Annotated in this window: 24 protein-coding genes and 1 pseudogene; 21 read left to right on the top strand and 4 right to left on the bottom strand. The window is 70.9% G+C overall.

All coding sequences use genetic code 11. The features are described 5' to 3' along the window. Positions 1 to 2 precede the first annotated feature (2 nt). From SCMU_RS10890 to SCMU_RS10880, 3 genes are all read right to left on the bottom strand, one after another. The gene (locus SCMU_RS10890) at positions 3 to 596 is read right to left on the bottom strand and encodes a hypothetical protein (RefSeq protein ID WP_229229191.1); all 594 of its coding nucleotides are present in this window, start codon (positions 594 to 596) and stop codon (positions 3 to 5) included. A 140-nt stretch (positions 597 to 736) separates the two neighbouring features. Continuing rightward, entirely contained in the window at positions 737 to 2,203 is a 1,467-nt protein-coding gene (locus SCMU_RS10885) for a DUF349 domain-containing protein (protein ID WP_443020305.1), read from the bottom strand. Between the two features lie 6 nt (positions 2,204 to 2,209). Beyond that, positions 2,210 to 2,953: a peptidylprolyl isomerase gene (locus tag SCMU_RS10880; RefSeq protein WP_443020304.1), complete on the bottom strand. Its 744-nt coding sequence runs from the start codon at positions 2,951 to 2,953 to the stop codon at positions 2,210 to 2,212. A 141-nt stretch (positions 2,954 to 3,094) separates the two neighbouring features. Between SCMU_RS10880 and hisS the strand changes: the two genes are divergently transcribed. The 17 genes and pseudogenes from hisS to nusB all read left to right on the top strand — a co-directional run bounded on the left by hisS (position 3,095) and on the right by nusB (position 20,204). Beyond that, entirely contained in the window at positions 3,095 to 4,444 is a 1,350-nt protein-coding gene (gene hisS / locus SCMU_RS10875; protein ID WP_229229188.1) for a histidine--tRNA ligase, read from the top strand. Between the two features lie 73 nt (positions 4,445 to 4,517). After that, positions 4,518 to 6,353, top strand: a complete 1,836-nt coding sequence (aspS, locus tag SCMU_RS10870; protein WP_229229187.1) for an aspartate--tRNA ligase — start codon at positions 4,518 to 4,520, stop codon at positions 6,351 to 6,353. A gap of 117 nt (positions 6,354 to 6,470) precedes the next feature. Then, a pseudogene (locus SCMU_RS10865) lies at positions 6,471 to 7,917 on the top strand (replication-associated recombination protein A). Positions 7,918 to 8,070: 153 nt separating this feature from the next. Further along, the gene (gene rpsD, locus SCMU_RS10860; RefSeq protein WP_229229186.1) at positions 8,071 to 8,694 is read left to right on the top strand and encodes a 30S ribosomal protein S4; all 624 of its coding nucleotides are present in this window, start codon (positions 8,071 to 8,073) and stop codon (positions 8,692 to 8,694) included. Between the two features lie 122 nt (positions 8,695 to 8,816). Then, the gene (locus tag SCMU_RS10855) at positions 8,817 to 9,197 is read left to right on the top strand and encodes a DUF948 domain-containing protein (protein WP_229229185.1); all 381 of its coding nucleotides are present in this window, start codon (positions 8,817 to 8,819) and stop codon (positions 9,195 to 9,197) included. Positions 9,198 to 9,240: 43 nt separating this feature from the next. Then, on the top strand, positions 9,241 to 9,453 hold the full coding sequence (locus SCMU_RS10850) for a hypothetical protein (RefSeq protein ID WP_229229184.1): 213 nt from the start codon (positions 9,241 to 9,243) through the stop codon (positions 9,451 to 9,453). A gap of 57 nt (positions 9,454 to 9,510) precedes the next feature. Continuing rightward, entirely contained in the window at positions 9,511 to 12,201 is a 2,691-nt protein-coding gene (gene alaS, locus SCMU_RS10845; protein WP_229229183.1) for an alanine--tRNA ligase, read from the top strand. 13 nt (positions 12,202 to 12,214) lie between these two features. Next, positions 12,215 to 12,766 carry a Holliday junction resolvase RuvX gene (gene ruvX / locus SCMU_RS10840; protein ID WP_229229182.1) on the top strand — a complete coding sequence of 184 codons (552 nt, stop codon included), beginning with the start codon at positions 12,215 to 12,217 and terminating at the stop codon, positions 12,764 to 12,766. 6 nt (positions 12,767 to 12,772) lie between these two features. Next, a complete protein-coding gene (mltG, locus tag SCMU_RS10835; RefSeq protein ID WP_229229181.1) occupies positions 12,773 to 14,854 on the top strand; it encodes an endolytic transglycosylase MltG in 2,082 nt (693 codons plus the stop codon). Between the two features lie 30 nt (positions 14,855 to 14,884). Next, positions 14,885 to 15,445 (top strand): shikimate dehydrogenase family protein, encoded by a 561-nt coding sequence (locus tag SCMU_RS10830; protein ID WP_229229180.1) that lies wholly within the window; start codon positions 14,885 to 14,887, stop codon positions 15,443 to 15,445. Between the two features lie 17 nt (positions 15,446 to 15,462). Then, positions 15,463 to 15,756 carry a Rossmann-fold NAD(P)-binding domain-containing protein gene (locus tag SCMU_RS10825; protein ID WP_229229179.1) on the top strand — a complete coding sequence of 98 codons (294 nt, stop codon included), beginning with the start codon at positions 15,463 to 15,465 and terminating at the stop codon, positions 15,754 to 15,756. Between the two features lie 26 nt (positions 15,757 to 15,782). Then, entirely contained in the window at positions 15,783 to 16,994 is a 1,212-nt protein-coding gene (aroC, locus tag SCMU_RS10820; protein WP_229229178.1) for a chorismate synthase, read from the top strand. Continuing rightward, positions 16,991 to 17,554, top strand: a complete 564-nt coding sequence (locus tag SCMU_RS10815) for a shikimate kinase (RefSeq protein ID WP_229229177.1) — start codon at positions 16,991 to 16,993, stop codon at positions 17,552 to 17,554. The genes aroC and SCMU_RS10815 overlap by 4 nt, the downstream gene beginning before the upstream one ends. Next, complete coding sequence (gene aroB / locus SCMU_RS10810) at positions 17,551 to 18,654, top strand: 3-dehydroquinate synthase (RefSeq protein WP_229229176.1); 1,104 nt, start codon at positions 17,551 to 17,553, stop codon at positions 18,652 to 18,654. The genes SCMU_RS10815 and aroB overlap by 4 nt, the downstream gene beginning before the upstream one ends. Next, entirely contained in the window at positions 18,651 to 19,160 is a 510-nt protein-coding gene (locus SCMU_RS10805; protein WP_229229175.1) for a tetratricopeptide repeat protein, read from the top strand. Before aroB ends, SCMU_RS10805 begins: the two co-directional genes overlap by 4 nt. Before the next feature lie 70 nt (positions 19,161 to 19,230). Beyond that, positions 19,231 to 19,794, top strand: coding sequence for an elongation factor P (gene efp / locus SCMU_RS10800; protein WP_229229174.1), 564 nt, complete (start codon positions 19,231 to 19,233; stop codon positions 19,792 to 19,794). Continuing rightward, positions 19,794 to 20,204, top strand: coding sequence for a transcription antitermination factor NusB (nusB, locus tag SCMU_RS10795; RefSeq protein WP_229229173.1), 411 nt, complete (start codon positions 19,794 to 19,796; stop codon positions 20,202 to 20,204). The genes efp and nusB overlap by 1 nt, the downstream gene beginning before the upstream one ends. Positions 20,205 to 20,267: 63 nt before the next feature. Here the strand turns inward: nusB and SCMU_RS10790 are convergent, their stop codons facing one another. Beyond that, positions 20,268 to 21,425 carry a PrsW family intramembrane metalloprotease gene (locus SCMU_RS10790; RefSeq protein WP_229229172.1) on the bottom strand — a complete coding sequence of 386 codons (1,158 nt, stop codon included), beginning with the start codon at positions 21,423 to 21,425 and terminating at the stop codon, positions 20,268 to 20,270. Between the two features lie 110 nt (positions 21,426 to 21,535). Between SCMU_RS10790 and pyrR the strand changes: the two genes are divergently transcribed. Genes pyrR through SCMU_RS10770 form a run of 4 tightly spaced genes read left to right on the top strand, consistent with a single transcriptional unit; the run spans position 21,536 to position 25,027 of the window. Next, positions 21,536 to 22,168, top strand: coding sequence for a bifunctional pyr operon transcriptional regulator/uracil phosphoribosyltransferase PyrR (gene pyrR / locus SCMU_RS10785; RefSeq protein ID WP_274602841.1), 633 nt, complete (start codon positions 21,536 to 21,538; stop codon positions 22,166 to 22,168). After that, the gene (locus SCMU_RS10780; protein ID WP_229229171.1) at positions 22,165 to 23,172 is read left to right on the top strand and encodes an aspartate carbamoyltransferase catalytic subunit; all 1,008 of its coding nucleotides are present in this window, start codon (positions 22,165 to 22,167) and stop codon (positions 23,170 to 23,172) included. The genes pyrR and SCMU_RS10780 overlap by 4 nt, the downstream gene beginning before the upstream one ends. After that, positions 23,169 to 24,506, top strand: a complete 1,338-nt coding sequence (locus tag SCMU_RS10775) for a dihydroorotase (protein ID WP_229229170.1) — start codon at positions 23,169 to 23,171, stop codon at positions 24,504 to 24,506. The genes SCMU_RS10780 and SCMU_RS10775 overlap by 4 nt, the downstream gene beginning before the upstream one ends. Further along, entirely contained in the window at positions 24,503 to 25,027 is a 525-nt protein-coding gene (locus SCMU_RS10770) for a PH-like domain-containing protein (RefSeq protein ID WP_229229169.1), read from the top strand. Before SCMU_RS10775 ends, SCMU_RS10770 begins: the two co-directional genes overlap by 4 nt. Position 25,028 lies beyond the last annotated feature (1 nt).

Raw genomic sequence — 25,028 nt, 5'->3', positions numbered from 1 at the left:
GCTCACCGGTCGAGCTTCGCGAGGATCCGGCGGGCTCGCTGCTTGTGAGGCTGCGTGGGCAGCGCGTCGAGACCGCGTTCCATGAGGCCGACCGTGAGTCCGAGGGCAGGGTGGGCGAGCATGCGGCGCAGCACGGGGAGGGCGGCCCGTTCCTCCGAGTGCAGGGCGAGGTCGATCGCCGTGCGGAGGCCGCTCGTGACGCGCAGGTCCGCGATATCGAAGACGTCGAAGGCCCCGAAGCTCACCTCATGGACCAGCAGCCTCTCCCCGGTCCCGAGCCTCGCCATCCTCCGGGTGCTCTCGACGAGCATCACGGGCATCTCGGGCGCCGGCGCGCAGCCCAGGATCCATGCCGCGGTCATGCGTCCGGCCACCGTGCGCTGGCGCACGCGAGGCGTCAGCGTCGCGGAGAGGGCGCGCGCCCGCAGCTCCGGCGTCGGTCGCGCGCCGCCAGGGACGTACGCGCGTCCCACCAGGCGGTGCAGGATGCCGTCGGACTCCATAGCCTGGAGCTCGACCGCGGTGAACGGACTGCCCGCGGTGAGCACAGGCGTCTCAAGGGTCGGACGTGGGAAACGGTGTTCAGTGCCGGGCATAGCGCCATCATCCCGCGGAGCGCGACGCGGCGTCCTGTGGACAGCGCGGCCTGTGGATAAGTGGGCCCGGGCACCCAGAGACACCGGGGGCCCGGTCTGCGCTTCTGCGGATCGGGCCCCCGGGGTGCAGCAGGAAAGGGTCAGCCGAGCTCGCCCGCCGCCTTCTGGAGCGTCTCGAGCCACGCACGGCGTGCATCGAGGGCTTCCTGCGCCTTCGACGCCGCGCGGCTGTCGCCCTTCGCCTGTGCCGCCGCCAGGTCGTCCTCGAGGCCGGCAATCGAGGACTCGAGCTGGGTGAGCGCCGAGTCCGTCCGGGCCTTCGTCTCAGGATCCGTTCGCCGCCAGTTCTCGTGCTCGGCCTGCGCCACGGCGTCCTCGACCTTGCGCAGGCCGGACTCGATACGGCCCATGTCGGCGCGCGGGACGCGGCCGGCCTCCTCCCAGCGGTCGCGGATGGACTGGAGCGCCTTCTTCGCAGAGGCCAAGTCCCTCACCGGGAGGATCTGCTGCGCCTCGGCCAGGAGAGTCTCCTTGACCTTGAGGTTGGCCGAGTACTCGCGGTCCACGGCGTCGTTGGCGGCCTGGCGCGCCTCGAAGAAGACGTTCTGCGCGGCACGGAAGCGGACCCACAGGGCGTCGTCGTCCTTCCGGCTCGCGCGGGGGGCCGCCTTCCACTCGTCCATGAGCCGCCGGTACTCGCCGGCCGCCCAGCCCCACTCAGTCGAGGTCTGGAGCGTCTCGGCCTCCGCGATGAGATTCTCCTTGACGGCCTTGGCCTGCGCGTTGACGCTGTCGAGCTGCGAGAAGTACGCGCGGCGGTGGCGGTCGAACTGGGTGCGGGCGGCACGGAACCTCTTCCAGAGCGCGTCCTCGGCCGCACGGCCGAGCCGCAGGCCAGACTTCTGGGAGGCCTTCCAGTCCTCGAACAGCTCGTTCATCCGGGCGCCGCTCGACTTCCACTGCGTCCGCTCCGGGTCCTGGCCGCTGATCTGCTCCGCCTCGGCCACGATCGCCTCGCGTCGCTCGAGCTCCTGGGCGCGCGCGGCGTCGTGCTGGGCCTTCTCCGCGGCCTCCGCTTCGGCGAGCGAGCCCTCGAGCGCATCGAGACGGGCCTCGGCGGAGCGCAGGTCTCCTACCATGGTCCGCTCGGCGAGCTGCGAGCGGAGGTGGCCGGCCGCCTTGCGGACGTCCGCGACCGCTGCGTGGGAGCTCACGCGCTGCTCGAGCAGCGAGATCTGGGCGAGGACGTCCTCGAACTTGCGCGCGAAGTAGGCGAGCGCCTCGTCGGCGGAGACGCCGGGGTACTGGCCCACGGGATGCTCCTCGCCGTCGATGGTGAGGAACACATGGCCGTCGCCCTCGACGCGGCCCCACTTCGCGGCCTCTGTGAGCGACACCGCGGGCACGGGAGCGCTCGGCGCCACCGGCTGCAGGGGAGGAGCGGCCGGTGCCGGAGCGGCAGGCCTGGGCTTGGCCGCGAAGGCGGCGGGGGAGGGAACTGGTGCGGCCGCCGGGGCCGCGGTGTCGTCGGATTTCTGACTTTCGGTCACCGCTAGAACTCTTTCGCTTGTGGTTTGTCTTTCAGAGGGAGCTGCCTGATGGGGCAGCCCACGTCATTTCACCGTGAACGAGTCTATCGTGACTGGCGTCACGGGAGCCCCGTCGTTTCCTGTCTTCACCCCCGCAGCGGCGATGCCGTCAACCACGTCGAGGCCGGACGTGACCTTGCCCACGACCGTGTAGCCGCCCGCGCTGTCCGCGGGGATCGTCGTGTCCTTGTACACGATGAAGAACTCCTGGCCGTTCCCGTAGGCGTTGTTGGCCGTGCGGGCGACCGCGATCGTCCCTGCCGGGTAGGTGCCGTCCGCGGGCGTGTTCTCGAGGGGACCCCACGTGTAGGCCGTGTCCGAGCTTCCGTCCGCCTTCTGCCCGCACTGGAGGAGCGCGAAGCCGGCGCTGTTCGTGAGACGGCCGCATTGCCGCCCGTTCAGCGTTCCCGCCTGTGCCAGGGAGGCGAAGACTGCCGCCGCCTGCGGTGCCTTCGTCCCGTCGAGCTCGACCCCGACGGGCTTCCCGTTCAGCACGAGTTGCCCGGTGAACGTCTTGCCGGCTGCCGTCTCGGGCTTGGGGATGTCGGGCCCGTTGGTCTGCGCGGGGCTCGCGCTCGGCGTCGCGCTGGGCGCCTCGAGGCCGGCCTGCGCGGCGGCGTACTCGGCGGCGGTAGGGTTCGAGGCGAAGACCGTCCCCTGGAGGACCGCCGCCACGATCACCGCCAGTGCGCACGCGGCCGCGGCGATCGTGTTGTCGCGGCGGCGCCGCTTCTCCTTGCCCTTGCGCAGCTCGGCCTTCGCCTCCATGAGCTGGACCCGGCGGCGCTCCTCCCGCGCGTTCCGCTTGACCACCTTGGGAGTCCTCCTACGCTCGCGCATCCGACGGGTGCCTGATCAGGCGCATAAACTTGTGCAGCAGTCAGTCTACGCACAAGGAGTTTGTCCCCCATGGCACGTACCGCCTCGCTGTCCGGATTCCCCGAGTGGCTTCCGCAGGAGAGGCTCGTGGAGCTCCACGTGCTCGACACGCTCCGGCGTACGTTCGAGCTGCACGGCTTCGCCTCCATCGAGACCCGCGCCGTCGAGACCGTGGGCCAGCTCCTGCGCAAGGGCGAGATCGACAAGGAGGTGTACGGCCTCTCCCGCCTCCAGGATGACGAGGACTCGGCCAGCCGCGACGACGCCAACGCCCTCGCGCTGCACTTCGACCTGACGGTGCCGTTCGCCCGCTATGTCGTGGAGAACGCCGGCTACCTCGCCTTCCCGTTCCGCCGCTACCAGATCCAGAAGGTGTGGCGGGGTGAGCGCCCGCAGGAGGGGCGCGCGCGAGAGTTCACCCAGGCGGACATCGACGTGGTGGGCGACGGCGAGCTGCCCTTCCGCTACGACGTCGAGCTCGCGCTGGTCATCGCGGAGGCGCTGTCCGCGCTCCCGATCCCGCCGTTCCGGCTCCGTATCAACAACCGCAAGCTCGCGGAGGGCTTCTACCGAGGCATCGGGCTCACCGACACGGCCGGTGTCCTGCGGAGCATCGACAAGCTCGAGAAGGTCGGGCCCGAGAAGGTAGCCGAGCTCCTCCAGGAGGAGCTCGGCGCCACGCCTGAGCAGGCCAAGGCCGCACTCGAGCTCGCTTCGATCCAGACCGAGGACACCTCGTTCGTGGCGCAGGTCCGGGCGCTCGGCGTCAAGGATGACCTCCTCGAAGAGGGCCTCACCGAGCTCGAACAGGTCATCGCCGCAGCCTCCGCCGCCGCGCCCGGCAAGGTCGTGGCCGCCCTCTCTATTGCCCGCGGGCTCGACTACTACACGGGCACGGTCTACGAGACAGTGCTGGTGGGCCATGAGCAGCTCGGCTCGATCTGCTCGGGCGGCCGCTACGACGCCCTCGCGACGAAGGGGAACCGCAAGTTCCCCGGCGTGGGCCTCTCGATCGGCGTGACCCGTCTCGTGTCCCGGATTCTGAGCCAGCAGCTCGCGACGGCAAGCCGTTCGGTCCCCAGCGCTGTCTACGTGACGCTCGTGGACGACGATTCGTGGGCCGCCGCACAGGGCGTCGCCGCCCAGCTCCGGGGCCGGGGCATCCCGGCGGAGGTCGCGGCCAAGGCCGAGAAGTTCGGCAAGCAGATCAAGTACGCGGACCGCCGGGGCATCCCGTTCGTCTGGTTCTCCCACGCGGACGGCACCCACGAGGTCAAGGACATCCGCTCCGGCGAGCAGGTCGCCGCGGATCCGGCAACGTGGATGCCCCCGGCCGAAGACCTCGTCCCGCAGGTGCTCCCAGCGCCCGCCGCCGGATAGGCGCGGGCCGGCGCAGGCGCCGTCGCGGGTAAACTCGATCCGAACCACTGACGATACAACTGAAGGAAGAGCTGTGCTGCGCACACACGGCCTCGGGACCCTGCGTCCCGAGCACATCGGACAGACTGTCACGCTCGCGGGCTGGGTGGCCCGCCGCCGAGACCACGGCGGGGTGGCCTTCGTGGACCTGCGCGACGCGACGGGAGTGTCGCAGGTCGTGGTCCGCGAGGAGGAGGTCTTCCACGGACTGCGCAACGAGTACGTGCTCCAGGTCGTCGGCACGGTCGAGCGCCGCCCGGACGGCAACGAGAACCCGCAGCTCGCCACGGGCGAGATCGAGGTCATCGCGGAGAAGGTCGTTGTCCTGAACACGGCGGACCCGCTGCCGTTCCAGGTCGACGAGCACGTCGAAGTCGGCGAGGAGGCGCGCCTGCGGCACCGCTACCTCGACCTCCGCCGCCCCGGCCCGGCGCGCGCCATGCGCCTGCGCTCCGAGGCGAACCGCGTGGCGCGCGAGCTGCTCCACGGCGAGGACTTCACTGAGGTCGAGACCCCGACGCTGACCCGTTCCACGCCCGAGGGCGCCCGCGACTTCCTTGTGCCTGCGCGCCTCGCGCCCGGCTCCTGGTACGCGCTCCCGCAGTCCCCACAGCTGTTCAAGCAGCTCCTCCAGGTGGGCGGGATCGAGAAGTACTTCCAGATCGCGCGCTGCTACCGCGACGAGGACTTCCGCGCCGACCGCCAGCCCGAGTTCACCCAGCTGGACATCGAGGCGAGCTTCGTCGAGCAGGACGACATCATCGCGCTCGGCGAGCGCATCGTCTCCGCGCTCTGGCAACTCATCGACGTCGAGATCCCGACCCCGATCCGCCGCATGACGTACGCCGAGGCGATGGCGAAGTACGGCTCGGACAAGCCCGACCTGCGCTTCGGCCTCGAGCTCACGGACCTCACCGAGTACTTCAAGGACACGACGTTCGGCGTCTTCAAGGCCGGCTACGCCGCGGGCTACATCGGCGCCGTCGTCATGCCCGGCGGCGCGTCCCAGCCCCGCCGCACGCTCGACGCGTGGCAGGAGTGGGCCAAGCAGCGCGGGGCGAAGGGCCTTGCGTACGTCCTGTACAAGGAGGACGGCGAGCTCTCCGGCCCCGTGGCGAAGAACCTCACCGACGCCGAGCGCGCGGGCCTCGCGGACGCCGTCGGGGCCAAGCCCGGTGACTGCATCTTCTTCGCCGCCGGCGAGAAGGGCGCCTCGCGGGCGCTCCTCGGCGCTGCCCGAGTGGAGATCGGCCACCGCACCGGCCTCATCGACCCCAACGACTGGGCGTTTGTGTGGGTCGTGGATGCGCCCCTGTTCGAGCCGTCGGCGGACGCGAAGGCGTCCGGCGATGTGGCGCTCGGCTACTCCGCCTGGACTGCCGTCCACCACGCATTCACGTCGCCCAAGCCCGAGTTCATGGACACGTTCGACACCGAGCCCGGCGAGGCCCTTGCCTACGCCTACGACATCGTGTGCAACGGCAACGAGATCGGCGGCGGCTCGATCCGTATCCACCGCCGCGAGATCCAGGAGCGCGTGTTCAAGGTCATGGGCATCGGCGAGGCCGAGGCTCTGGAGAAGTTCGGGTTCCTGCTCGAGGGCTTCAAGTACGGCGCGCCGCCGCACGGCGGCATCGCGTTCGGCTGGGACCGGGTCGTGGCCCTGCTCGCCGGCGTGGACTCGATCCGCGAGGTCATCGCGTTCCCGAAGACCGGCGGCGGATACGACCCGCTCACGGCCGCGCCCGCGCCGATCACGCCGGAGCAGCGCAAGGAGGCCGGCGTCGACGCGAAGCCCGAGCCGAAGAAGACAGAGAAGGCAGACAAGCCAGAAAAGCCAGAACATCCAGAGAAGGTAGTCGGGGCGTAGCCTCGCCCGGATCTCAGCCACGACGGCGGAGGGCCGGCTCCCGCGCGAGCCGGCCCTCCGCCGTCGCCGCTGCGGCCGCGGACGAAGGCCCGGCGTGGCCGGGGTAGCGTAGAGGCGATGGAAGATCTGTTCGGTTCCCTGGGCGGGGGCAGCGGCGAGTTCGACGACGATGGCGAGTCCGCGCCGTCGTCCGGGATGGGCGAGCGTGCCGCGAAGGCCGCCCGAGACGCCCAACGGAGCCCCCTCGCGGTCCGCATGCGCCCAAGGAGCCTCGACGACGTCGTCGGCCAGCAGCACCTGCTGGGGGAGGGCTCCCCCCTGCCGCCGCTCGCGGCCGGCGCTGCCGCGGGGCACTGCCTCGGTGACAGGGCCTAGCTCCGTCATCCTGTGGGGGCCGCCCGGCACAGGGAAGACGACCCTCGCGCACGTGATCGCCCGCGGCCCGGGGCGGAAGTTCGTCGAGCTCTCGGCCATCACCGCAGGCGTGAAGGACGTCCGCCGCGTTATGGACGAGGCCCTCACGGCCCGCGACCTCCACCGCACCACGACGGTCCTGTTCCTTGACGAGATCCACCGCTTCACGAAGGCGCAGCAGGATGCGCTCCTGCCCGGGGTCGAGAACCGCTGGGTCGTGCTCGTCGCTGCGACCACGGAGAACCCCTCGTTCAGCGTGGTCTCGCCGCTGCTCTCGCGCTCGCTCCTGCTCACCCTCCGGCCGCTCACGGACGCGGACATCCGGGGCCTCCTCGAGCGCGCGGTGACGGACCCGCGCGGGCTCGGCGGCGCCGTCGTGCTCGCGGACGACGCCGCGGAGCACCTCGTGCGGCTGGCCGGCGGAGACGCCCGGCGCGCCCTGACGGCGCTCGAAGCGGCTGCCGCCGTCGCGCTCGGGCAGAGTGACGGCGGGGGAGGGGACGACGGCGGCCCCGTGACCGTCGAGGTGGCCCACACCGAGAAGGCCGTCGACGCGCATGCGGTGCGGTACGACCGCGCAGGGGACATGCACTACGACGTGGTGAGCGCGTTCATCAAGTCGATCCGGGGCTCCGACGTGGACGCGGCCCTGCACTACCTGGCGCGCATGGTCGAGGCGGGGGAGGACCCCCGGTTCATCGCGCGGCGGATCATCATCTCCGCCGCCGAGGACATCGGCATGGCCGACCCGACGGCGCTGCAGACCGCCGTGGCCGCAGCCCAGGCCGTCCAGCTCATCGGCATGCCGGAGGGCCGGATCGTCCTCGCGGAGGCGGTTGTGCACCTCGCGACCGCACCGAAGTCCAATGCCGCGTACAACGGCATCAACGCGGCCATCGCGGACGTCCGTGCGGGGCTCGGGACCGGCATTCCCGGCCACCTGCGCGACGCGCACTATGCGGGTGCGCAGCGCCTCGGCCACGGCAAGGGCTACCAGTACTCGCACGACGCGCCCCACGCAGTGGCGCGCCAGCAGTACCCGCCCGACGACCTCGTCGGCAAGGACTACTACACGCCGACGGCCAACGGCGCGGAGCGCGAGCTCCAGTCGAGGGTTGAACGGCTGCGCGGGATCATCCGCGGCACGTGATAGGCTGGATGACCGTCTGGCACGTCCGGGCGCAATCGCTCCTTCCCCCCGGGGAAGAGCCGCGCCCTCGGTAGCAGAAGGCAGTCGCGGGCCAATGCTCTCCACCTCCGGAGGCCAGGAATCCACACGCCGCGGCAGTATGAAAGGACACACGTGTCTAGCACTCGTGCCCGCCGTCAGACGCGCCTCTCGCGCGCTCTCGGCCTCGCGCTGACCCCCAAGGCCGCCAAGTACATGGAGCGCCGTCCGTACGGCCCCGGTGAGCACGGCCGTGCCCGCAAGAAGCAGGACTCGGACTACGCGGTCCGCCTCCGCGAGAAGCAGCGTCTCCGCGCCCAGTACGGCATCCGCGAGGCGCAGATGACCCGCGCCTTCGAGGAGGCCAAGCGCACCAAGGGCCTCACTGGTGAGAACCTCATCGAGCTCCTCGAGATGCGTCTCGACGCCCTCGTGCTCCGTGCCGGCTTCGCCCGCACGATCGCCCAGGCCCGCCAGCTCGTCGTGCACCGCCACATCACGGTCGACGGCAAGCGCGTGGACCGCCCGTCGTTCCGCGTCGCCGAGGGCCAGCTCATCGGCGTCCACGAGCGCTCCGAGACCATGACGCCGTTCCAGGTCGCCGCCGCCGGCGCGCACCGCGACGTCCTCCCGACCGTTCCCGGCTACCTCGATGTGAAGATCGAGTCGCTCCAGGCCCGCCTCGTGCGCCGCCCGAAGCGCTCCGAGGTCCCCGTGACCTGCGAAGAGCAGCTCGTCGTCGAGTACTACGCCCGCTGATCCCCGCGCCCATCGGCGAGAGGACAGGCATCGAGGAGCCCGCGGCGTGCGCCGCGGGCTCCTCGCGTGTGTAAGGTAGCCAGAGGGCGCGCGGGCACGCCGTGTGCCCGGGAGGAGGAACCGTGTCCGGAGGGGACATTGCAGGGCTCATCGCGGCGGGCGTCTTCGCAGTCCTGGTGGCGCTGCTGGCCGTGCCGATTCTGAAGCTCGGCAAAGTCCTTGACGAGCTGCGCGGCTCGATCCGTACGCTCGCGGACGGGGCCACCCCGCTCCTGGACGAGGTGACGATGACCGTCTCGACCACGCACGAGCAGCTCAAGAAGGTGGACGGCATCGCCTCCAATGTCTCGGACACGACGGCGAACGTCTCCGCGCTCTCGTCCCTCGTCGCGGCCACCGTCGGCTCTCCGCTCGTGAAGGTCGCCGCGTTCTCCTACGGCGTCCGCTCCGCCTTCGCACAGCACCAGAAGGCACCGCGCAGCTCCGGCCGCCGCAGCCGCTGACCTCAGCACGGCTGGACACCACCAGAAGGGAAACCCTGACGAAGTGAAGCGCATCGTGTGGCTCGGCGTGGGCGTCGCAGTCGGCGTCGTGGCCTACCAGAAGATCGCCAGGGCACGTTCGCTCGCCTCGCCGGGCGGGATCAACCGGGCCGTCGCCTCGCTCGCCGACAGCGTGGCGGACTTCGCCGGTCAGGTCCGCGAGGGCATGTCCGAGCGCGAGGCCGAGCTGCGCAAGGGGCTTGGTCTCACCGATTAGCGCCGGCGCCTAGAATTGATGGAGCCCGCACACACAAGAAGGTTGAAGCACACGCACATGAAGTCGCACGAGATCACCCGACGCTGGATCGACTACTTCGTCAGCAAGGGGCACACGGCTGTGCCCTCGGCGTCGCTCGTCTCCCCGGATCCGTCGATCCTCTTCACGATCGCCGGCATGGTGCCGTTCATCCCGTACCTCACGGCCCGCGAGGAGCCGCCCTTCCCGCGCGCCACGAGCGTTCAGAAGTGCATCCGCACTGCGGACATCGAGGAGGTGGGCAAGACTGCCCGCCACGGGACCTTCTTCCAGATGTGCGGCAACTTCTCCTTCGGGGACTACTTCAAGGAAGACGCGATCAAGTTCGCGTTCGAGCTGCTCACCATGGGTGTCGACGATGGCGGCTATGGCCTGCCCGCCGAGAAGCTGTGGGTCACCGTCTACGAGGATGACGACGACGCCGCCAACCTCTGGCTCGCGCACACCTCGATCCCGGCCGAGCGCATCCAGCGCATGGGCAAGAGCGACAACTACTGGTCCACGGGCCAGCCCGGCCCCGCGGGCCCCTGCTCGGAGATCTACTACGACCGCGGCCCGGCGTACGGACCCGAGGGCGGCCCGGCGGTGGACGACACCCGCTACATCGAGATCTGGAACCTCGTGTTCATGCAGTACCAGATCGAGAACGTGCGCTCGAAGGTCGACTTCGACATCGTCGGCGAGCTCCCGAAGAAGAACATCGACACGGGCCTCGGCATGGAGCGCCTCGCGATGATCCTCCAGGGCGTCGAGAACATGTACGAGACGGATCAGGTCCGTCCGGTCATCGACAAGGCCGCCGAGCTCTCGGGCCGCGAGTACACGTCCGCCGAGTCCTCCGACGACCCGCACCACACTGACGACGTCCGGATGCGCGTCGTCGCCGATCACGTCCGCAGCGCGCTCATGCTCATCACCGATGGCGTGACCCCCTCGAACGAGGGCCGCGGGTACGTGCTGCGCCGCCTCATCCGCCGTGCCGTGCGCGCCATGCGCCTGCTCGGGGTCGAGAAGCCCGTGCTCCCCGAGCTCCTGCCGGTCTCGCGCGACGCCATGAAGGGCGTCTTCCCGCAGGTCGAGAAGGACTTCGACCGGATCGCCCGCATCGCCTACGGCGAGGAGAAGGCGTTCCTGCGCACGATCGCGGCAGGCACGGCGCGCCTGGACGAGGCCGTCACCCACTCCAAGGCCGAGGGGCAGCCCCTCTCGGGCGAGGAGGCCTTCACCCTGCACGATACGTACGGCTTCCCGATCGACCTGACCCTCGAGATGGCCGAGGAGGCTGGCGTCTCGGTCGACGAGGCCGGGTTCCGGGCCCTCATGGAGGACCAGCGCCAGCGCGCCCGCAAGGACGCGAAGGCGAAGAAGTCCGGGCACGCCGACCTCACGCTCTTCCAGGAGCTCCACGCCTCGGGAGACACGGTCTTCACGGGCTACACCGAGCTTGAGGGCGAGTCCCGCATCCGCGGCCTCGTCTCCGCCGGCTCCCGCGTGGACCGCGCCGTGACCGGCGAGGAGATCGAGATCGTCCTCGAGGAGACCCCGTTCTACGCCGAAGCAGGCGGCCAGGCGGCCGACCGTGGCCTCATCTCCGGGGACGGGTTCCTCGTCGAGGTGCTCGATGTCCAGCGCCCGATCAAGGGCCTCTCCGTCCACAAGGCGATCGTCCGCGAGGGCGAGCTGAACGCGGAGGCCGTGGTGCGCACCGCTGTGGACCGCGAGCGCCGCCACGGCGGCGAGCAGGCCCACAGCGCGACTCACCTCGTGCACGCGGCGCTGCGCCAGATCCTCGGCCCGGAGGCCGTCCAGCGCGGCTCGTTCAACAAGGCCGGCTACCTCCGCTTCGACTTCGCGTGGGGGGAGCAGCTCTCCGGCGCCGCGAAGAGCGAGATCGAGGAGGTCGCGAACCTCGCGATCCGCGACAACTTCACGGTCAACACCGCCGAGATGCCGCTCGCCGAGGCCAAGGCCGCCGGCGCGATGGCCCTCTTCGGCGAGAACTACGGCTCCCGCGTGCGGGTCGTCGAGATCAACGGCCCCTGGTCGATGGAGCTCTGCGGTGGGACGCACGTGGACTCGACGGCGCTCATCGGCTCTCTGACCCTCCTCGGCGAGCAGTCGGTCGGATCGGGCAATCGTCGCGTCGAGGCCTATGTGGGGCTCGACGCGTTCCGCCACCAGGCCGCCGAGCGTGCCCTCGTGTCCGAGCTGAGCGAGATGTTCAAGGTGCCTTCGGCGCAGCTCACGGAGCGCATCGCCGGCACCCTCGAGAAGCTCAAGGCGGCCGAGAAGGAGCTCGAGCGGCTCCGCAAGGAGAAGCTCGCCGCGTCCGCCGCAGCGCTCGTGGGAACAGCGAAGGATGTAGCCGGCGTGCGCCTCATCACGCACGACGCCGGGGAGCTGGGTTCGGCGGACGAGCTCCGCGCGCTCGCCCTCGACCTGCGGGGACGGCTCGGGGACGGCACCGACGCGCCTGCGGCGACCGTCGCTGTCGCCGGCGTCGCGAAGGGCCGCCCAGCGGTCCTCGTGGCCACCAACGCTGCGGCCCGCGAGGCCGGGGTCAAGGCCGGTGCGCTCGTGCGCACCGCGGCCGGGATCCTCGGCGGCGGCGGAGGCGGCAAGGATGACGTCGCCCAGGGCGGCGGCACCGATCCGGCCAAGATCGTGGAAGCCCTGGGGGCGATCGCGACCGCTGTCGCGCAGCGCTGAGAGGGAGCCGCCTATGACTTCCAACGATCTGCAAGGTCATCCCTTCCCCCGGGGCGTGAGGCTCGGTGTGGACGTCGGCTCGGTGCGTGTCGGTGTCGCGGTCTGCGACGCCGACGGCATCCTGCCGACCCCCCTGAAGACCCTGAGCCGTGACCCCAAGCGCAACAGCGACATCAAGGTTCTCGTCAAGGAGGCCGCGGCCCGGAACGCCGTCGAGGCGTACGTCGGGCTTCCGCGGACTCTCGCGGGCCGCGAGGCCGAGTCGGCCGCGATGGCGAGGGGCTTCGCCGAACGGCTCGCCGCCGAGCTCGCCGCCGCGGGGCTCGAGTGCCCGGTCCGCCTCGTGGACGAGCGGTTCACGACCGTCGAGGCACACCGGAACCTCCGCGAAGCTGGCATGGACTCGCGCGAGCATCGTAGAGTGGTGGACCAAATGGCGGCCGTCGGAATCCTCGCGCATGCGCTGGACCTGATCCGCGGCCGTGGAGAGGCGGGGGCCCTGGTGGAGGCCCCCAAGGTGCGGAGTGGGGAAATCCGTAGCGACGACTCGGATGTGAGAGGCTAAGCGACGATGGACCCCCAGGACCCCACGACCCCGGCCGTGCCTGACCGGCCCTTGACGCGCCGCGAGCTGCGCGAGCGCGAGCGCGCCCAGCAGGAGGCCGCCCAGAGGCTGCTCACGCCGCAGCGCCGCGCCTCTTCGGCCCCGGACTCGGCGTTCCCTCGCTCCACGACTGCGCCTGCGGCCGAGACCTCGGCCCCCGCGAGCACCCCGCCGGACAGGCCCAGCGCCCCACCCGCGGCGCCCACCGCGGCGGCACCGGCGAATGTCCAGCCGGACCGTCCGACCGTGCAGCGTCCCGACGACGGCTCCGCGCACGCCACCCCGCACGGACGACGGCGCGCACGCACCGCCGAGCCGCTCCAGCCGGCAGCGTATTCCGCGGGACCGCTGACGCCGACGTCGGCCGCGATGGGCTGGGGCTCGTACCCGCCCTCCTCGGGGCCGACCGCCTCCTCGTACGCCGCGGTGTATGCACCGCCCTCCCCGATCACGGTGCCCGACTCCGGTGCGCCGTCGGTCCTGCCCTCCCCGGTTCCGGCCGCGCGGGCCTCCCTCGACGTGGCGGCCCCCGCACCGGTGGCCGATCCGCAGAGCCCGCATGCGCCGTCGTCCGCCGCGACGGGCGATTCGGCACTCGCGGAAGCCACTCCTGCGACCGCCTACCTACCGACCGTCCCCACGGTGTCCGAGGAGGCGCCGATCCGGCGCAACGTGTTCCCCGCCGCGGCGCAGGCATTCGCCCACAGCGCTGTCGCGGCCCCCGCGCACACACCGCCCGCGCACGCGGAGCCCGTCCACGAGCCCACCCACCACTGGGGGTTCGACGACGCCCCGGCAGACTATGACGACGCGTTCGAGTTCCACGACGGCCTGCAGCATCACACGGACCTCCACCACGACAACGCGTTCCTCCACCACGACAACGCGTTCGCGGCGCCCGTGGACCACGCACACGAGGCGGACCTCGGCCACCATCCGCACTCGTTCGACGACGCGCACGCCGTCTTCGGGGAGCCCGTCGCCGCCAAGCCGCGCAGGTCGCGCCGGCTCCGCGTGACCATCGGCCTGACCCTCGCGCTCGCACTGTTCGTGGGCGCGGCGCTGATCGGTGTGCAGTTCCTCAAGCCGATCCTCGGCATCGACAAGGTCACGGACTTCCCGGGCCCCGGCGCGGGTTCGGTGACCGTGACCGTGCAGCCCGGCTCGGGGGCCGCCGCGGTGGCCAGCACGCTCGAGAAGCAGGACGTCATCGCCGACGCGGGGACGTTCCTCAAGGCCTTCGCGGCCGCGGGCGGGAGCCTCCACCCCGGAGACTACACGTTCAAGAAGGAGATGAAGTCCTCCGACGCTGCCCAAGTCCTGGTCGGCACGTCGAACGACAAAGTCATCTACTTCGCCCTGAGCGCCGGCATGCGCGTGGGTGAGTCCCTCGACGCGATCGCCAAGGCCGCCTCGGTGGACCGCAAGGATCTCGACGCCCTCAGCGCCAAGCCGACCGACTTCGGCCTGCCCGCGAAGGCGAAGAACCTCGAGGGCTACCTGGCACCGGGCGAGTACCGCTTCCCCGTCGGGACATCGGCGAAGGACATCCTCACCAAGCTCGTCACCACGACGCTCGACAAGCTCAAGGCGGACGGGATCACCGACCCGTCGAAGCAGTACGACGTCCTCACCGTCGCCAGCATCGTCCAGGCCGAGGGCGGGCGCGCGGACTACGGCAACGTGGCCGGCGCGATCTACAACCGCCTCAAGCCGAACACCGAGACGAACGGGTACATCCAGTCGGACGCGACCGTGACCTACGGGCTCGGCAAGAAGAGCTACCACATCACGGAAGATGAGAAGGCGGACAAGAGCAACCCGTACAACACGTACGCGAACCCGGGCCTGCCCGCCGGCCCGATCGGCTCACCCGGGGCCTCGGCCATCGACGCGGCCGCCAAGCCGACCCCGAACGACTACCTGTACTGGGTCACGGTGAACCTCGACACGGGGGAGACGAAGTTCTCCAAGACGTACGCCGAGCACCAGGTCTATGCCCAGCAGTACGAGCAGTGGTGCCAGGCGAATGCGGGGAAGTGCCAATGACGGAGAAGGGCCGATGAAGGGCGGGTACCGGTGACGGCACTGCGCGCCGCCGTCCTGGGCCACCCCATTGGCCACTCGAAGTCCCCGGCCCTGCACCGTGCCGCGTACGGTCTCCTGGGCATCGACCTCGACTATGGTGCCTTCGACCTGACAGCGGAGCAGCTCCCGGCGTTTGCCGCCCGCGTGCGGTCCGAGCCTGGGTGGCGCGGCCTGTCCGTGACGATGCCGCTCAAGGCCGCGTTCGTGCCACTCGTCGATCGGGTGGAGGGGCTCGCGGCCGAGCTGGGCGTGCTCAACACGGTCGTGGTCGACGCCGGCCCCGATGGGCCCGTACTGATCGGCTACAACACCGACGTGGCGGGCATCACCGAGGCCTTCCGCCATGCGGGCCTGGCCCGGGTCGCCGACCCCGTGGTGATCGGCGCGGGCAACACCGCCCTCGCGGCCGTGGCCGCCCTGCACCAGCTGGGCGCGCAGCGGATCGAATTCCTCGTCCGCAACGCGTCCCGCTCGGGGAGGCCGCCTCCCTCGCGCACCGGCTCGGCCTCTCGGTCAGCGTCTCGCCCCTCTCGGGCGGCGCCGCCCGCCTGAGCGCGGCAGACGCCGTCGTGAGCACGCTGCCGCCGCTGGCCGCCGACGGCATTGCCGACGAGCTCGCGCGGCTCGCACCCGCGGACGACGGCGCGCGGCACGTCCTGCTCGACGTCGCCTACGATCCCTGGCCCAGCAGGCTCTCCGCGGCCTGGGAGGCCCGTGGCGGCCTCGTGCTCCACGGGCTCGAGATGCTGGTCTACCAGGCGGTCGAGCAGATCGTCCTGTTCACGGGCCGCGAGGACGCACGCTCCCGGGAAGTCATAGATGTGATGTGTGACTCAGTGGGCGTACCCCGGCGCGCGGCCTGACGCGGCAGCGTGGCAGGATGGATGTCATGTTGCGTTGGTTGACTGCCGGTGAATCGCACGGCCCGGCACTCGTTGGCATCCTCGAAGGGCTCCCCGCGGGCGTGGCGCTCACGAGCGAGGACATCCGGCAGGCCCTGGCCCGTCGCCGCCTCGGGTACGGCCGCGGCGCCCGGATGAAGTTCGAGGAGGACAAGGTCACGATCCTCGGCGGCGTCCGGCACGGCCGGACCCAGGGCGGCCCTGTGGCCATCGAGGTCGCCAACACCGAGTGGCCCAAGTGGGAGCAGATCATGGCCGCCGATCCGGTGGCGCCCGAGGCGCTCGAGGGCCAGGCCCGCAACGCCCCGCTCACGCGCCCCCGCCCAGGCCACGCGGACTTCACAGGCATGCAGAAGTACGGATTCGACGAGGCCCGCCCCGTCCTCGAGCGTGCCTCAGCACGGGAGACGGCCACACGTGTGGCCCTCGGGACCGTGGCGGCGGCCTTCCTCAAGGAGCTCGGCATCGGGCTCGTGAGCCACACGACGCAGATCGCCGCGGTCGCGGTCCCGGAGGATGCCCCGGTTCCCCTCCCGTCCGACGTCGCGGCGCTCGACGCCGACCCGCTGCGCTGCTTCCACGCCGCGACGTCCGCGGCGATGGTGGCGGAGGTCGACGCCGCCCACAAGGAGGGAGAGACCCTCGGCGGAGTGGTCGAAGTGCTCGCCTACGGGCTCCCGCCCGGACTGGGCAGCTACGTCCACTGGGACCGGAGGCTCGACGCACGCCTCGCTGGCGCGCTCATGGGGATCCAGGCCATCAAGGGCGTCGAGGTGGGGGACGGATTCCGCACGGCGGCGCGCCGCGGCTCCGCCGCCCACGACGAGATCGTGCGGGACGCGAGCGGCAAGATCGTCAGGTCGACCAACCGCGCCGGCGGCATCGAGGGCGGCATGAGCATCGGCGACGTGCTGCGCGTGCGGGCGGCGATGAAGCCCATCGCGACCGTTCCCCGTGCCCTTCGGACCATCGACGTCGCCACCGGCGAGCCCGCCAAGGCGCACCACCAGCGCTCGGACGTCTGCGCCGTGCCCGCCTCGGGTGTCGTGGCCGAGGCGATGGTGGCCCTCGTGCTCGCCCAGGCCGTCCTCGAGAAGTTCGGGGGCGACTCTGTCGCCGAGACCCGGCGCAACATCGAAGGCTTCCTCGCCGCGATCCCGGCCGAGCTCGACTCGGTGGCCGACTCGGTGGCCGGATGAGCGCGTCGGTGCGTCCGCTCGACCGGCCGATCGTCCTGTTCGGCCCGATGGCTTCCGGCAAGAGCTCGGTGGGCGCGGCCCTCGCCGCGATCCTCGGTGCCGAGTTCCTCGACACCGACGCGCTCGTGGTGGCCGCCCACGGCCCAATCCCTGAGATCTTCGCCACCCGGGGAGAAGAAGCCTTCCGGCGGGCCGAGGCAGAGGTGATCGCGGCGGTCCTCGGCGGCCCCCACCCGCGCGGTCTCGTGCTCGCGCTCGGCGGGGGCTCGGTGCTGCGCGAGGACACGAGGGCACGCCTCGCCGGGACTCACCGCGTTTACCTGCGGGCCGATTGGGACGACGTCGCGCCCCGGCTCGTGGGGAGCGCCGACCGCCCGCTGCTCCACGGCGACGCGGAGAACAGCTGGAAGGCACTCATGGACCGGCGCCGGCCGGTGTTCGAATCGCTCGCGAGCCTGAGCGTGGACACGGGCCACAGCACCGCGGCCGAGGTGGCCACACACATTGCGAGCGAGATCGCGGCCGGGAAGCGCCGCATCGACGAGGGAGTCATTGCATGAGCAGCGACGCTGCTGTCATCAAGGTCACAGGAAGCACCCCGAACGAGAACTACGACGTCGTGGTGGGCCACGGCCTTCTGGACTGCCTCGGGCCGGTGCTCGGCGAGCGAGTCCGGCGCGTCCTCGTCATCCATCCGCGCGCCCTGCGTGCCACGGGCGACACGGTGCGTGAGTCCCTCGAGGCCGAGGGCTTCACCGCGCTCACGGCCGAGATCCCGGACGCCGAAGAGGGCAAGCACATCCAGGTCGCCGCATTCTGCTGGCAGGTCCTGGGCCAGAACGACTTCACCCGCTCCGACGCGATCGTGTCCGTGGGCGGCGGCGCGGTGAGCGACGTCGCCGGGTTCGTCGCGGCGACGTGGCTGCGCGGAGTCCGCGTGGTCCACCTGCCCACGAGCCTGCTCGGGATGGTGGACGCCGCCGTGGGGGGCAAGACCGGAATCAACACCGCCGAGGGCAAGAACCTCGTGGGTGTGTTCCACGCGCCGGCAGCCGTGCTCGCGGACCTCGATGCGCTGGCGACGCTGCCCCGCAACGAGCTGCTCTCGGGAATGGCGGAGGTCGTCAAGTGCGGCTTCATCGCCGATCCGGCGATCCTTGACCTCATCGAGAAGGACCCGGAGGCGGTCGCGGATCCCACCTCGCCGGTGGTGCGGGAGCTCATCGAGCGCTCGATCTCCGTCAAGGCGCGCGTGGTCTCCGCGGACCTCAAGGAGGCCGGCCTCCGGGAGATCCTCAACTACGGCCACACCCTCGGGCATGCGATCGAGCTCTCGGAGCGCTATTCGTGGCGCCACGGCGCGGCGGTGAGCGTGGGCATGATGTTCGCTGCCGAGCTCGCGCGGAGCGTGGGACGGCTCAACGACGTGGTCGCCGACCGCCACCGCAGCATCCTCGAGTCCCTCGGGCTGCCCACGTCCTACCGGGGAGACCGCTGGCAGGCCCTGCTCGACGGCATGCGCCGGGACAAGAAGTCGCGGGGCGACCTCCTGCGCTTCGTAGTGCTCGACGACGTGGCAAAGCCCGGCATCCTCGAGGTCCCGGACACCTCCCTGCTCTTCGCCGCCTACCAGGAGATCTCGCAGGGGGCCGCCGCATGATCGCGGACCGTCGAGAATGGCCCCAATCCGGGTTCCCCGGCGTCGCGATCAACCCGGAGACGCTGACCACCGAGGTGGTCGACGAGGAGCGGTGCGAGCAGGCCCTCGCGGCGAGCGGGAACCCCGGTGATCGGGCGCTCGTCGAGCTGGCCCGCGGGCGCGTCAGCACGGCAGCCGAGGTCCTCATGGAGGCCCGCTATGAGGACCCCGAGTCGTTCGACCTCAAGGTCCTCGAGCTCGACGTGCTGCGTGCTGGAAACCGGTACGACCGTGCCGTCGAGCGGGCCCAGCAGCTGCTTGCCGAGGCGAAGGGGACCCGGAACGAGGCGAAGGTGCTCCACTACCTCGGCAAGATCCAGTTCACCCGCGGCAATTACGCCGCGGCGGTCAAGGCCTTCTCGCAGGCACTCGACCTGCGAGTCGCCGAATCGGCCGATGCGAGCCTCATCTACTCCTCGACCGTCGCGTTGGGCCGTGCGCGGGAGCTCCTCAGCGACGAGGTGTGACGGTGGATCTCTTCCGCTCCGGTTAGAATGGTCTGCGGATTTCTGAGCAGAAGAGACGAGAGGCGCTTTCGTGGCAACCACCAACGACATCAAGAACGGCACCGTGCTGAATCTGGACGGTCAACTCTGGAACGTGATCGAGTTCCAGCACGTCAAGCCGGGCAAGGGCGGCGCTTTCGTTCGCACCAAGCTGCGCAACGTCCTCTCGGGCAAGGTCGTGGACCGGACGTTCAACGCCGGGACGAAGATCGATACGGCCACCGTGGACCGGCGGGACTTCCAGTACCTCTACAAGGACGGCACCGACTTCGTGTTCATGGACACGGACACGTATGACCAGATCACCGTGGCGAACGAGACGGTGGGCGCCGCGGCCAACTTCATGCTCGAGAACCAGACGGTGCTCATCGCGCTGCACGACGGCAGCCCGCTGTACGTCGAGCTCCCGCCGAGCGTCGTCATGGAGATCACCTACACCGAGCCGGGCCTCCAGGGCGACCGCTCCTCGGCCGGTACCAAGCCCGCGACCATCGAGACGGGCTACGAGATCCAGGTCCCGCTCTTCCTCGAGACCGGCACCAAGGTCAAGGTCGACACCCGTGACGGCAGCTACCTGGGACGTGTCAACGACTAGTGAGCGCCCGCGGTAAGGCCCGTGCACGGGCGCTAGAGATCCTCTTCGAGGCGGAGCAGCGCTCGGTCTCGCCCACGGAAGCCATTCAGGGGCGCCGCGTCCGGACCGAGCAGATCATCAATCCTTATACCGTTCAGGTGGTGGACGGCGTCACGGCCAAGCAGGCCCAGATCGACGAGATCCTGCGCACGTACGCCCAGGGCTGGACGCTCGAGCGGATGCCCGCCGTCGACCGCATCATCCTGCGGATCGGCGCGTGGGAGCTGCTGTTCAACGACGACGTCCCGGACGGTGTCGCCGTGAGCGAGGCCGTATCGCTCGCGCGGACCATGTCCACGGACGAGTCGCCCGCGTTCGTCAACGGCCTCCTCGGCCGGCTCCAGGAGCTCAAGCCGACGCTGCTGGCCTGATGCCGTCCGCAGCCTGAGACGACTCGCGAGGGGGTCCCGCCAACTGCGGTACCCCCTCGCGCATCAGAGCTGCGGTGTTCCGTGGGGAATGCCGAGCACCGCGGACCTCTCGCGCCCGATCCGCTCGAGCAGTTCCCGCTGCGCGGCGGCGTAGCCGCGCACGTCTCGACCGCTGAGGACCCGTTGGCGGACGGCCGCGAGGTCCGTCGCGGTGCGGATGAAGGTCCGCATCTCGTTGCGTCGACCCGTCGATGCGGCCCACCGCAGGCCCGCCGCGCGGCCCCGCGGGGTCGCGAGCATGTCCACCTCGAGCGGTGTGAACCACCCGGCCCGGGCGTACTCGGTGAGCCTCGCGCGTGTGAGGCGCGCCTCGGAGCGCCGCAGCACGTAGACGACGAGGATGGCGGCCCCGAACAGCGGGATCTGGACGAGCACGTAGAGGAAGAAGAAGTCCGCGCCCGCGCTGTTCCAGATGTTGTGCAGGAGCATGGCGGGGATGAGGCCCATCACGAACGCGCCAACCACGAGCCCGGGGCTCCACCGCCGGGCGGCCAGCCCCATGATGAGGCCGAGCGTCCCCGTGAACATCGCGTGGGCGAATGGGGAGAGGAGGCCGCGCATGGTGAAGATCACCGCGAGCGACGCGGCCGATCCCGAGGTCTCCGAGAACATGCGCCCGAAGTACAGGATGTTCTCGGTGAACGCGAAGCCCGCGGCGATCGTCATCCCATAGACGATGCCGTCCACGGGGCCGTCCACGTGCTTGCGCGCGGCGAGCATGAGGATGAGAAGGCCCAGCCCCTTCGAGGTCTCCTCCACCACGGGAGCCTCCACCGTCGCGAGGAACTCGAGTGCCTGGGCCTGCGTCGCGGCGCGGGGACCGAACGCTGCGAGGAAGAGCGGCTGGATCAGGGTTGTCGCCGCGACGGACATGACTGCGCCCCAGGTGAGGGCGAACGCGAGGAGCCTGCGCGGCTCCGGTTCCCAGCGGTCGACCACGTGGACGGCGAGGAGCACGATGGCGAGCGGGAACAGGGAGAGCAGGAAGCCGACGAGGAATCCGGAGCTGCCCGTCGCCCGCAGCAGGAACGGCACGACGACGGCGAGCCCGGCCAGCAGGGCCGCGGCACCGCCCACCACCAGCGCGAGGAGCCCGTAGCGGACGCCCGCTCGCCTCGGGGCAGGCACTGCAACGGGCATCTGCGGTGGCTGGGTGCTCATGGTTCAAGGCTATCCGCGCCGGCCCCGGGGGCGCGGCCGGCATGTGGTAGCGTGGATCGACAGTTTTCCTCATTTAATTCCGTCCTGTGAGGCGGGGAAAGGGGTCTGCTGTGGCACCTGCCTCTGCAGAAAATCGCGGCGGGGACGAGAACAGCGGGGACGAGTACAAGGGCGGCTCCGGCCGCGTCGTCCTCGCGTCTGGCGACATCGACCGGGCGCTCACCCGCATCGCGCATGAGATCCTCGAGGCCAATCGGGGACCCGAAGGCCTTGTCCTCCTCGGCATCCCCCGCCGGGGATACCCGCTCGCCGTCCGTTTGGCCGCCAAGCTCGCCGCGGCGGACCCCGCCGTCGACCCAGCCTCGGTCGTGGGACAGCTCGACATCACGATGTTCCGCGACGACCTCGCGCGCCAGCCCACGCGGCCCCCGGCCCCGACCACCCTGCCCGCGGGCGGCATCGATGACAAGGTGGTTGTACTCGTCGACGACGTCCTCTACTCGGGGCGCACCATCCGGGCCGCCCTGGACGCCCTCGTGGACCTTGGCCGTCCCCGGTCGGTACGCCTCGCGGTCCTCGTGGACCGCGGTCACCGTGAGCTGCCCATCCGTGCCGACCACGTCGGCAAGAACCTCCCCACGTCGCGCGCGGAGAAGGTGAGCGTCCGGCTCACCGAGGTGGATCCCGGGATCGGTTCGGACTTCGTGGCCATCGACTCGCCCGAGGGCGGTGCCGACGCATGAGGCACCTGCTCTCCACCCGTGACCTCTCGGTCGAGGACGCGATCCGCATCCTCGACACCGCGGAGGAGATGAGCGCCGTCAACTCCCGTGAGGTGAAGAAGCTCCCCGCCCTGCGCGGCCGCACGGTCGTGAACCTGTTCTTCGAGGACTCGACCCGTACCCGCATCTCCTTCGAGGCCGCGGCCAAGCGCCTCTCGGCGGACGTCATCAACTTCGCGGCCAAGGGCTCCTCGGTGTCGAAGGGCGAGTCGCTCAAGGACACGGCGCAGACGCTCGAGGCGATCGGGGCCGACGCCGTCGTGATCCGCCACTACGCCTCGGGCGCGGCGCACCGCCTTGCCGTGACCGACTGGATCAACGCGGCCGTGGTCAACGCGGGGGACGGGACCCACGAACACCCCACTCAGGCACTCCTGGACGCCTTCACGCTGCGGCGGCACCTGGCCCGGGTCGCCGGCAGTCCGTCCACGGGGGCCGATCTGGCCGGTGCGAAGGTCATCGTCGTCGGAGACATCCTGCACTCGCGGGTGGCGCGCTCGGACGTGTGGCTCCTGACGACGCTCGGCGCGCACGTGACGCTGGTGGCCCCGCCCACGCTCCTGCCGATCGGCGTCGAGGGCTGGCCGTGCGAGGTCTCCTACGACCTCGACGACGCGATCGCCTCCGGCCCGGACGCCATCATGATGCTGCGCGTCCAGGCCGAACGCATGAACGCCTCCTTCTTCCCCTCGACGGGGGAGTACTCGCGTCGCTGGGGCCTGGGCGACGAGCGGTTCGCCCGCCTCGACGAGCTCGGCCTCAAGGACACCGTCATCATGCATCCCGGCCCGATGGTCCGCGGACTCGAGATCTCCTCGTCCGCCGCCGACTCTGAACGTTCACAAGTGCTCAAGCAGGTCGCCAACGGCGTCTCGGTGCGGATGGCCGTGCTCTACCTGCTCATGTCCGGCGGCCTCGCGGGGACCCCCACGGCCGCACCCCAGCTGAAGGAGACCGCTTCATGACGCCTTCGCCCCGCTACCTCGTCCGCGGCGCGTCGCTGTACGGAGAGAAGGCCGCCGACCTCCTCATCGCCGACGGCGTGATCGCCGGGATCGGCCCGGGACTGGACGCGTCCGGCGCGACCGTGGTCGACGCCGAGGGCCTTGTGGCCCTGCCCGGTCTCGTGGACGTCCACACCCATCTGCGCGAACCCGGCCGCGAGGACGCCGAGACCGTCGAGACGGGCTCGCGCGCCGCTGCGCTCGGGGGCTACACCGCGGTCCACGCCATGGCCAACTCGAACCCGGTGGCGGACACGGCCGGCGTCGTCGAGCAGGTCGCCCACCTCGGCCGCCGCGCGGGCTGGGTCGACGTGCGCCCGGTCGGCGCCGTGACCGTCGGCCTGAAGGGCGAACGCCTCGCCGAGCTCGGCGCCATGGCGGAGTCTGCCGCCGCGGTGCGGATGTTCTCGGACGACGGCATGTGCGTCCATGACCCCGTGCTCATGCGCCGCGCCCTCGAGTATGTCAAGGCGTTCGACGGCGTCGTGGCCCAGCACGCGCAGGAGCCGCGCCTCACCGAGGGCGCCCAGATGAACGAGGGCTCCGTCTCCTCGATCCTGGGCCTGCCGGGGTGGCCCGCGGTGGCCGAGGAGAGCATCATCGCGCGCGACGTCCTGCTCGCCCAGCACGTCGGCTCGCGGCTCCACGTCTGCCACGTCTCCACCGCGGGGTCGGTGGAGATCATCCGCTGGGCCAAGGCCCGGGGGATCAACGTCACGGCCGAGGTCACCCCGCACCACCTCCTGCTCACGGACGAGCTCGTGCGCTCCTACGATCCGGTCTACAAGGTGAACCCGCCCCTGCGGACGCACGACGACGTCGAGGCGCTCCGGGCAGCGCTGGCCGACGGGACCATCGACGTCGTGGGCACCGACCACGCCCCGCACCCGAGCGAGCACAAGGACTGCGAGTGGGTCCAGGCCGCGATGGGCATGACGGGGCTCGAGACCGCGCTCTCCGTGGTCCAGCTCGCTATGGTCGAGACGGGCCTCGCGGGCTGGCGCGACGTGGCGCGCGCGATGTCCGAGGTCCCGGCCCGGATCGGCCGCGTCGCGGACCAGGGCCGGCCTCTCGCTGAAGGGGAGCCCGCGCACGTCACGCTCGTGGACCCGGCCGCCCGCTGGACGGTCGACCCCTCGGTCCAGGCCACGAAGGGCCGCAACTCGCCGTTCGCCGGCAGGGAGCTCCCCGGACGAGTCGTCGCGACGTTCTATGCGGGCCACCCCACGGTGCTCGACGGCGCGCTCAACGCCCCGCACCCGGCCCACGCGCCGCAGGGCGCGGTGGAGGCATGATGGAGCGACTCGGCCCCGGCCTCCTCATGCTGCTCGTGGCCCTCGTGCTGATGGCCCTCGTGTGGGTCGGCTGGCGAGGACGTCTCAAGAGGCAGGCCGGCATCGCCGCCCCGGTGCAGGTCCCGGCGGACCTCGGCGCCGAACGGTACCGATGCTCCGGCCAGTACGTCGTCACCACGACGGCCGGGGACTGGCTGGACCGCATTGCCGTCCACGGGCTGGGCGTGCGCACTGGGGCCGACGCGATCGTGACGGATGCGGGAGTCGAGTTCGACCGTGCCGGAGCCGACGCGGTGTTCGTGCCGCGCGAGGACCTGGACGGGGTGCGGCTCGAGTCCGGCATGGCCGGCAAGTTCGTCGAGAAGGACGGGCTCGTCGTTCTCGGGTGGAACCTCGGCGGAACCGCGGTCGACACCGGCTTCCGGCCCCGCTATGCCGAAGAGAAGAGGGCCCTCGTGGCCGCAATCGAAGATTTGATGGGCTCCGCGGCCAGCAATGGCAGCGGATCAGGGAAAGAGTGAG

This window comes from Sinomonas cyclohexanicum (assembly GCF_020886775.1).
In the GTDB taxonomy this organism is placed as follows: Bacteria; Actinomycetota; Actinomycetes; order Actinomycetales; family Micrococcaceae; genus Sinomonas; species Sinomonas cyclohexanicum.
The sequence above is the reverse complement of the archived record's forward strand: the minus strand, read 5'-3'. Positions and strand labels throughout refer to the sequence as shown.

Excerpts from the sequence above, each read along its gene's own strand:
- SCMU_RS10890 (WP_229229191.1), bottom strand. The coding sequence starts at position 596 with ATGCCCGGCACTGAACACCGTTTCCCACGTCCGACCCTTGAGACGCCT.
- SCMU_RS10880 (WP_443020304.1), bottom strand. The coding sequence starts at position 2,953 with ATGGAGGCGAAGGCCGAGCTGCGCAAGGGCAAGGAGAAGCGGCGCCGC.
- hisS (WP_229229188.1), top strand. The coding sequence starts at position 3,095 with ATGGCACGTACCGCCTCGCTGTCCGGATTCCCCGAGTGGCTTCCGCAG.
- alaS (WP_229229183.1), top strand. The coding sequence starts at position 9,511 with ATGAAGTCGCACGAGATCACCCGACGCTGGATCGACTACTTCGTCAGC.
- ruvX (WP_229229182.1), top strand. The coding sequence starts at position 12,215 with ATGACTTCCAACGATCTGCAAGGTCATCCCTTCCCCCGGGGCGTGAGG.
- mltG (WP_229229181.1), top strand. The coding sequence starts at position 12,773 with ATGGACCCCCAGGACCCCACGACCCCGGCCGTGCCTGACCGGCCCTTG.
- aroC (WP_229229178.1), top strand. The coding sequence starts at position 15,783 with ATGTTGCGTTGGTTGACTGCCGGTGAATCGCACGGCCCGGCACTCGTT.
- SCMU_RS10815 (WP_229229177.1), top strand. The coding sequence starts at position 16,991 with ATGAGCGCGTCGGTGCGTCCGCTCGACCGGCCGATCGTCCTGTTCGGC.
- aroB (WP_229229176.1), top strand. The coding sequence starts at position 17,551 with ATGAGCAGCGACGCTGCTGTCATCAAGGTCACAGGAAGCACCCCGAAC.
- SCMU_RS10805 (WP_229229175.1), top strand. The coding sequence starts at position 18,651 with ATGATCGCGGACCGTCGAGAATGGCCCCAATCCGGGTTCCCCGGCGTC.
- SCMU_RS10790 (WP_229229172.1), bottom strand. The coding sequence starts at position 21,425 with ATGAGCACCCAGCCACCGCAGATGCCCGTTGCAGTGCCTGCCCCGAGG.
- SCMU_RS10780 (WP_229229171.1), top strand. The coding sequence starts at position 22,165 with ATGAGGCACCTGCTCTCCACCCGTGACCTCTCGGTCGAGGACGCGATC.
- SCMU_RS10775 (WP_229229170.1), top strand. The coding sequence starts at position 23,169 with ATGACGCCTTCGCCCCGCTACCTCGTCCGCGGCGCGTCGCTGTACGGA.
- SCMU_RS10770 (WP_229229169.1), top strand. The coding sequence starts at position 24,503 with ATGATGGAGCGACTCGGCCCCGGCCTCCTCATGCTGCTCGTGGCCCTC.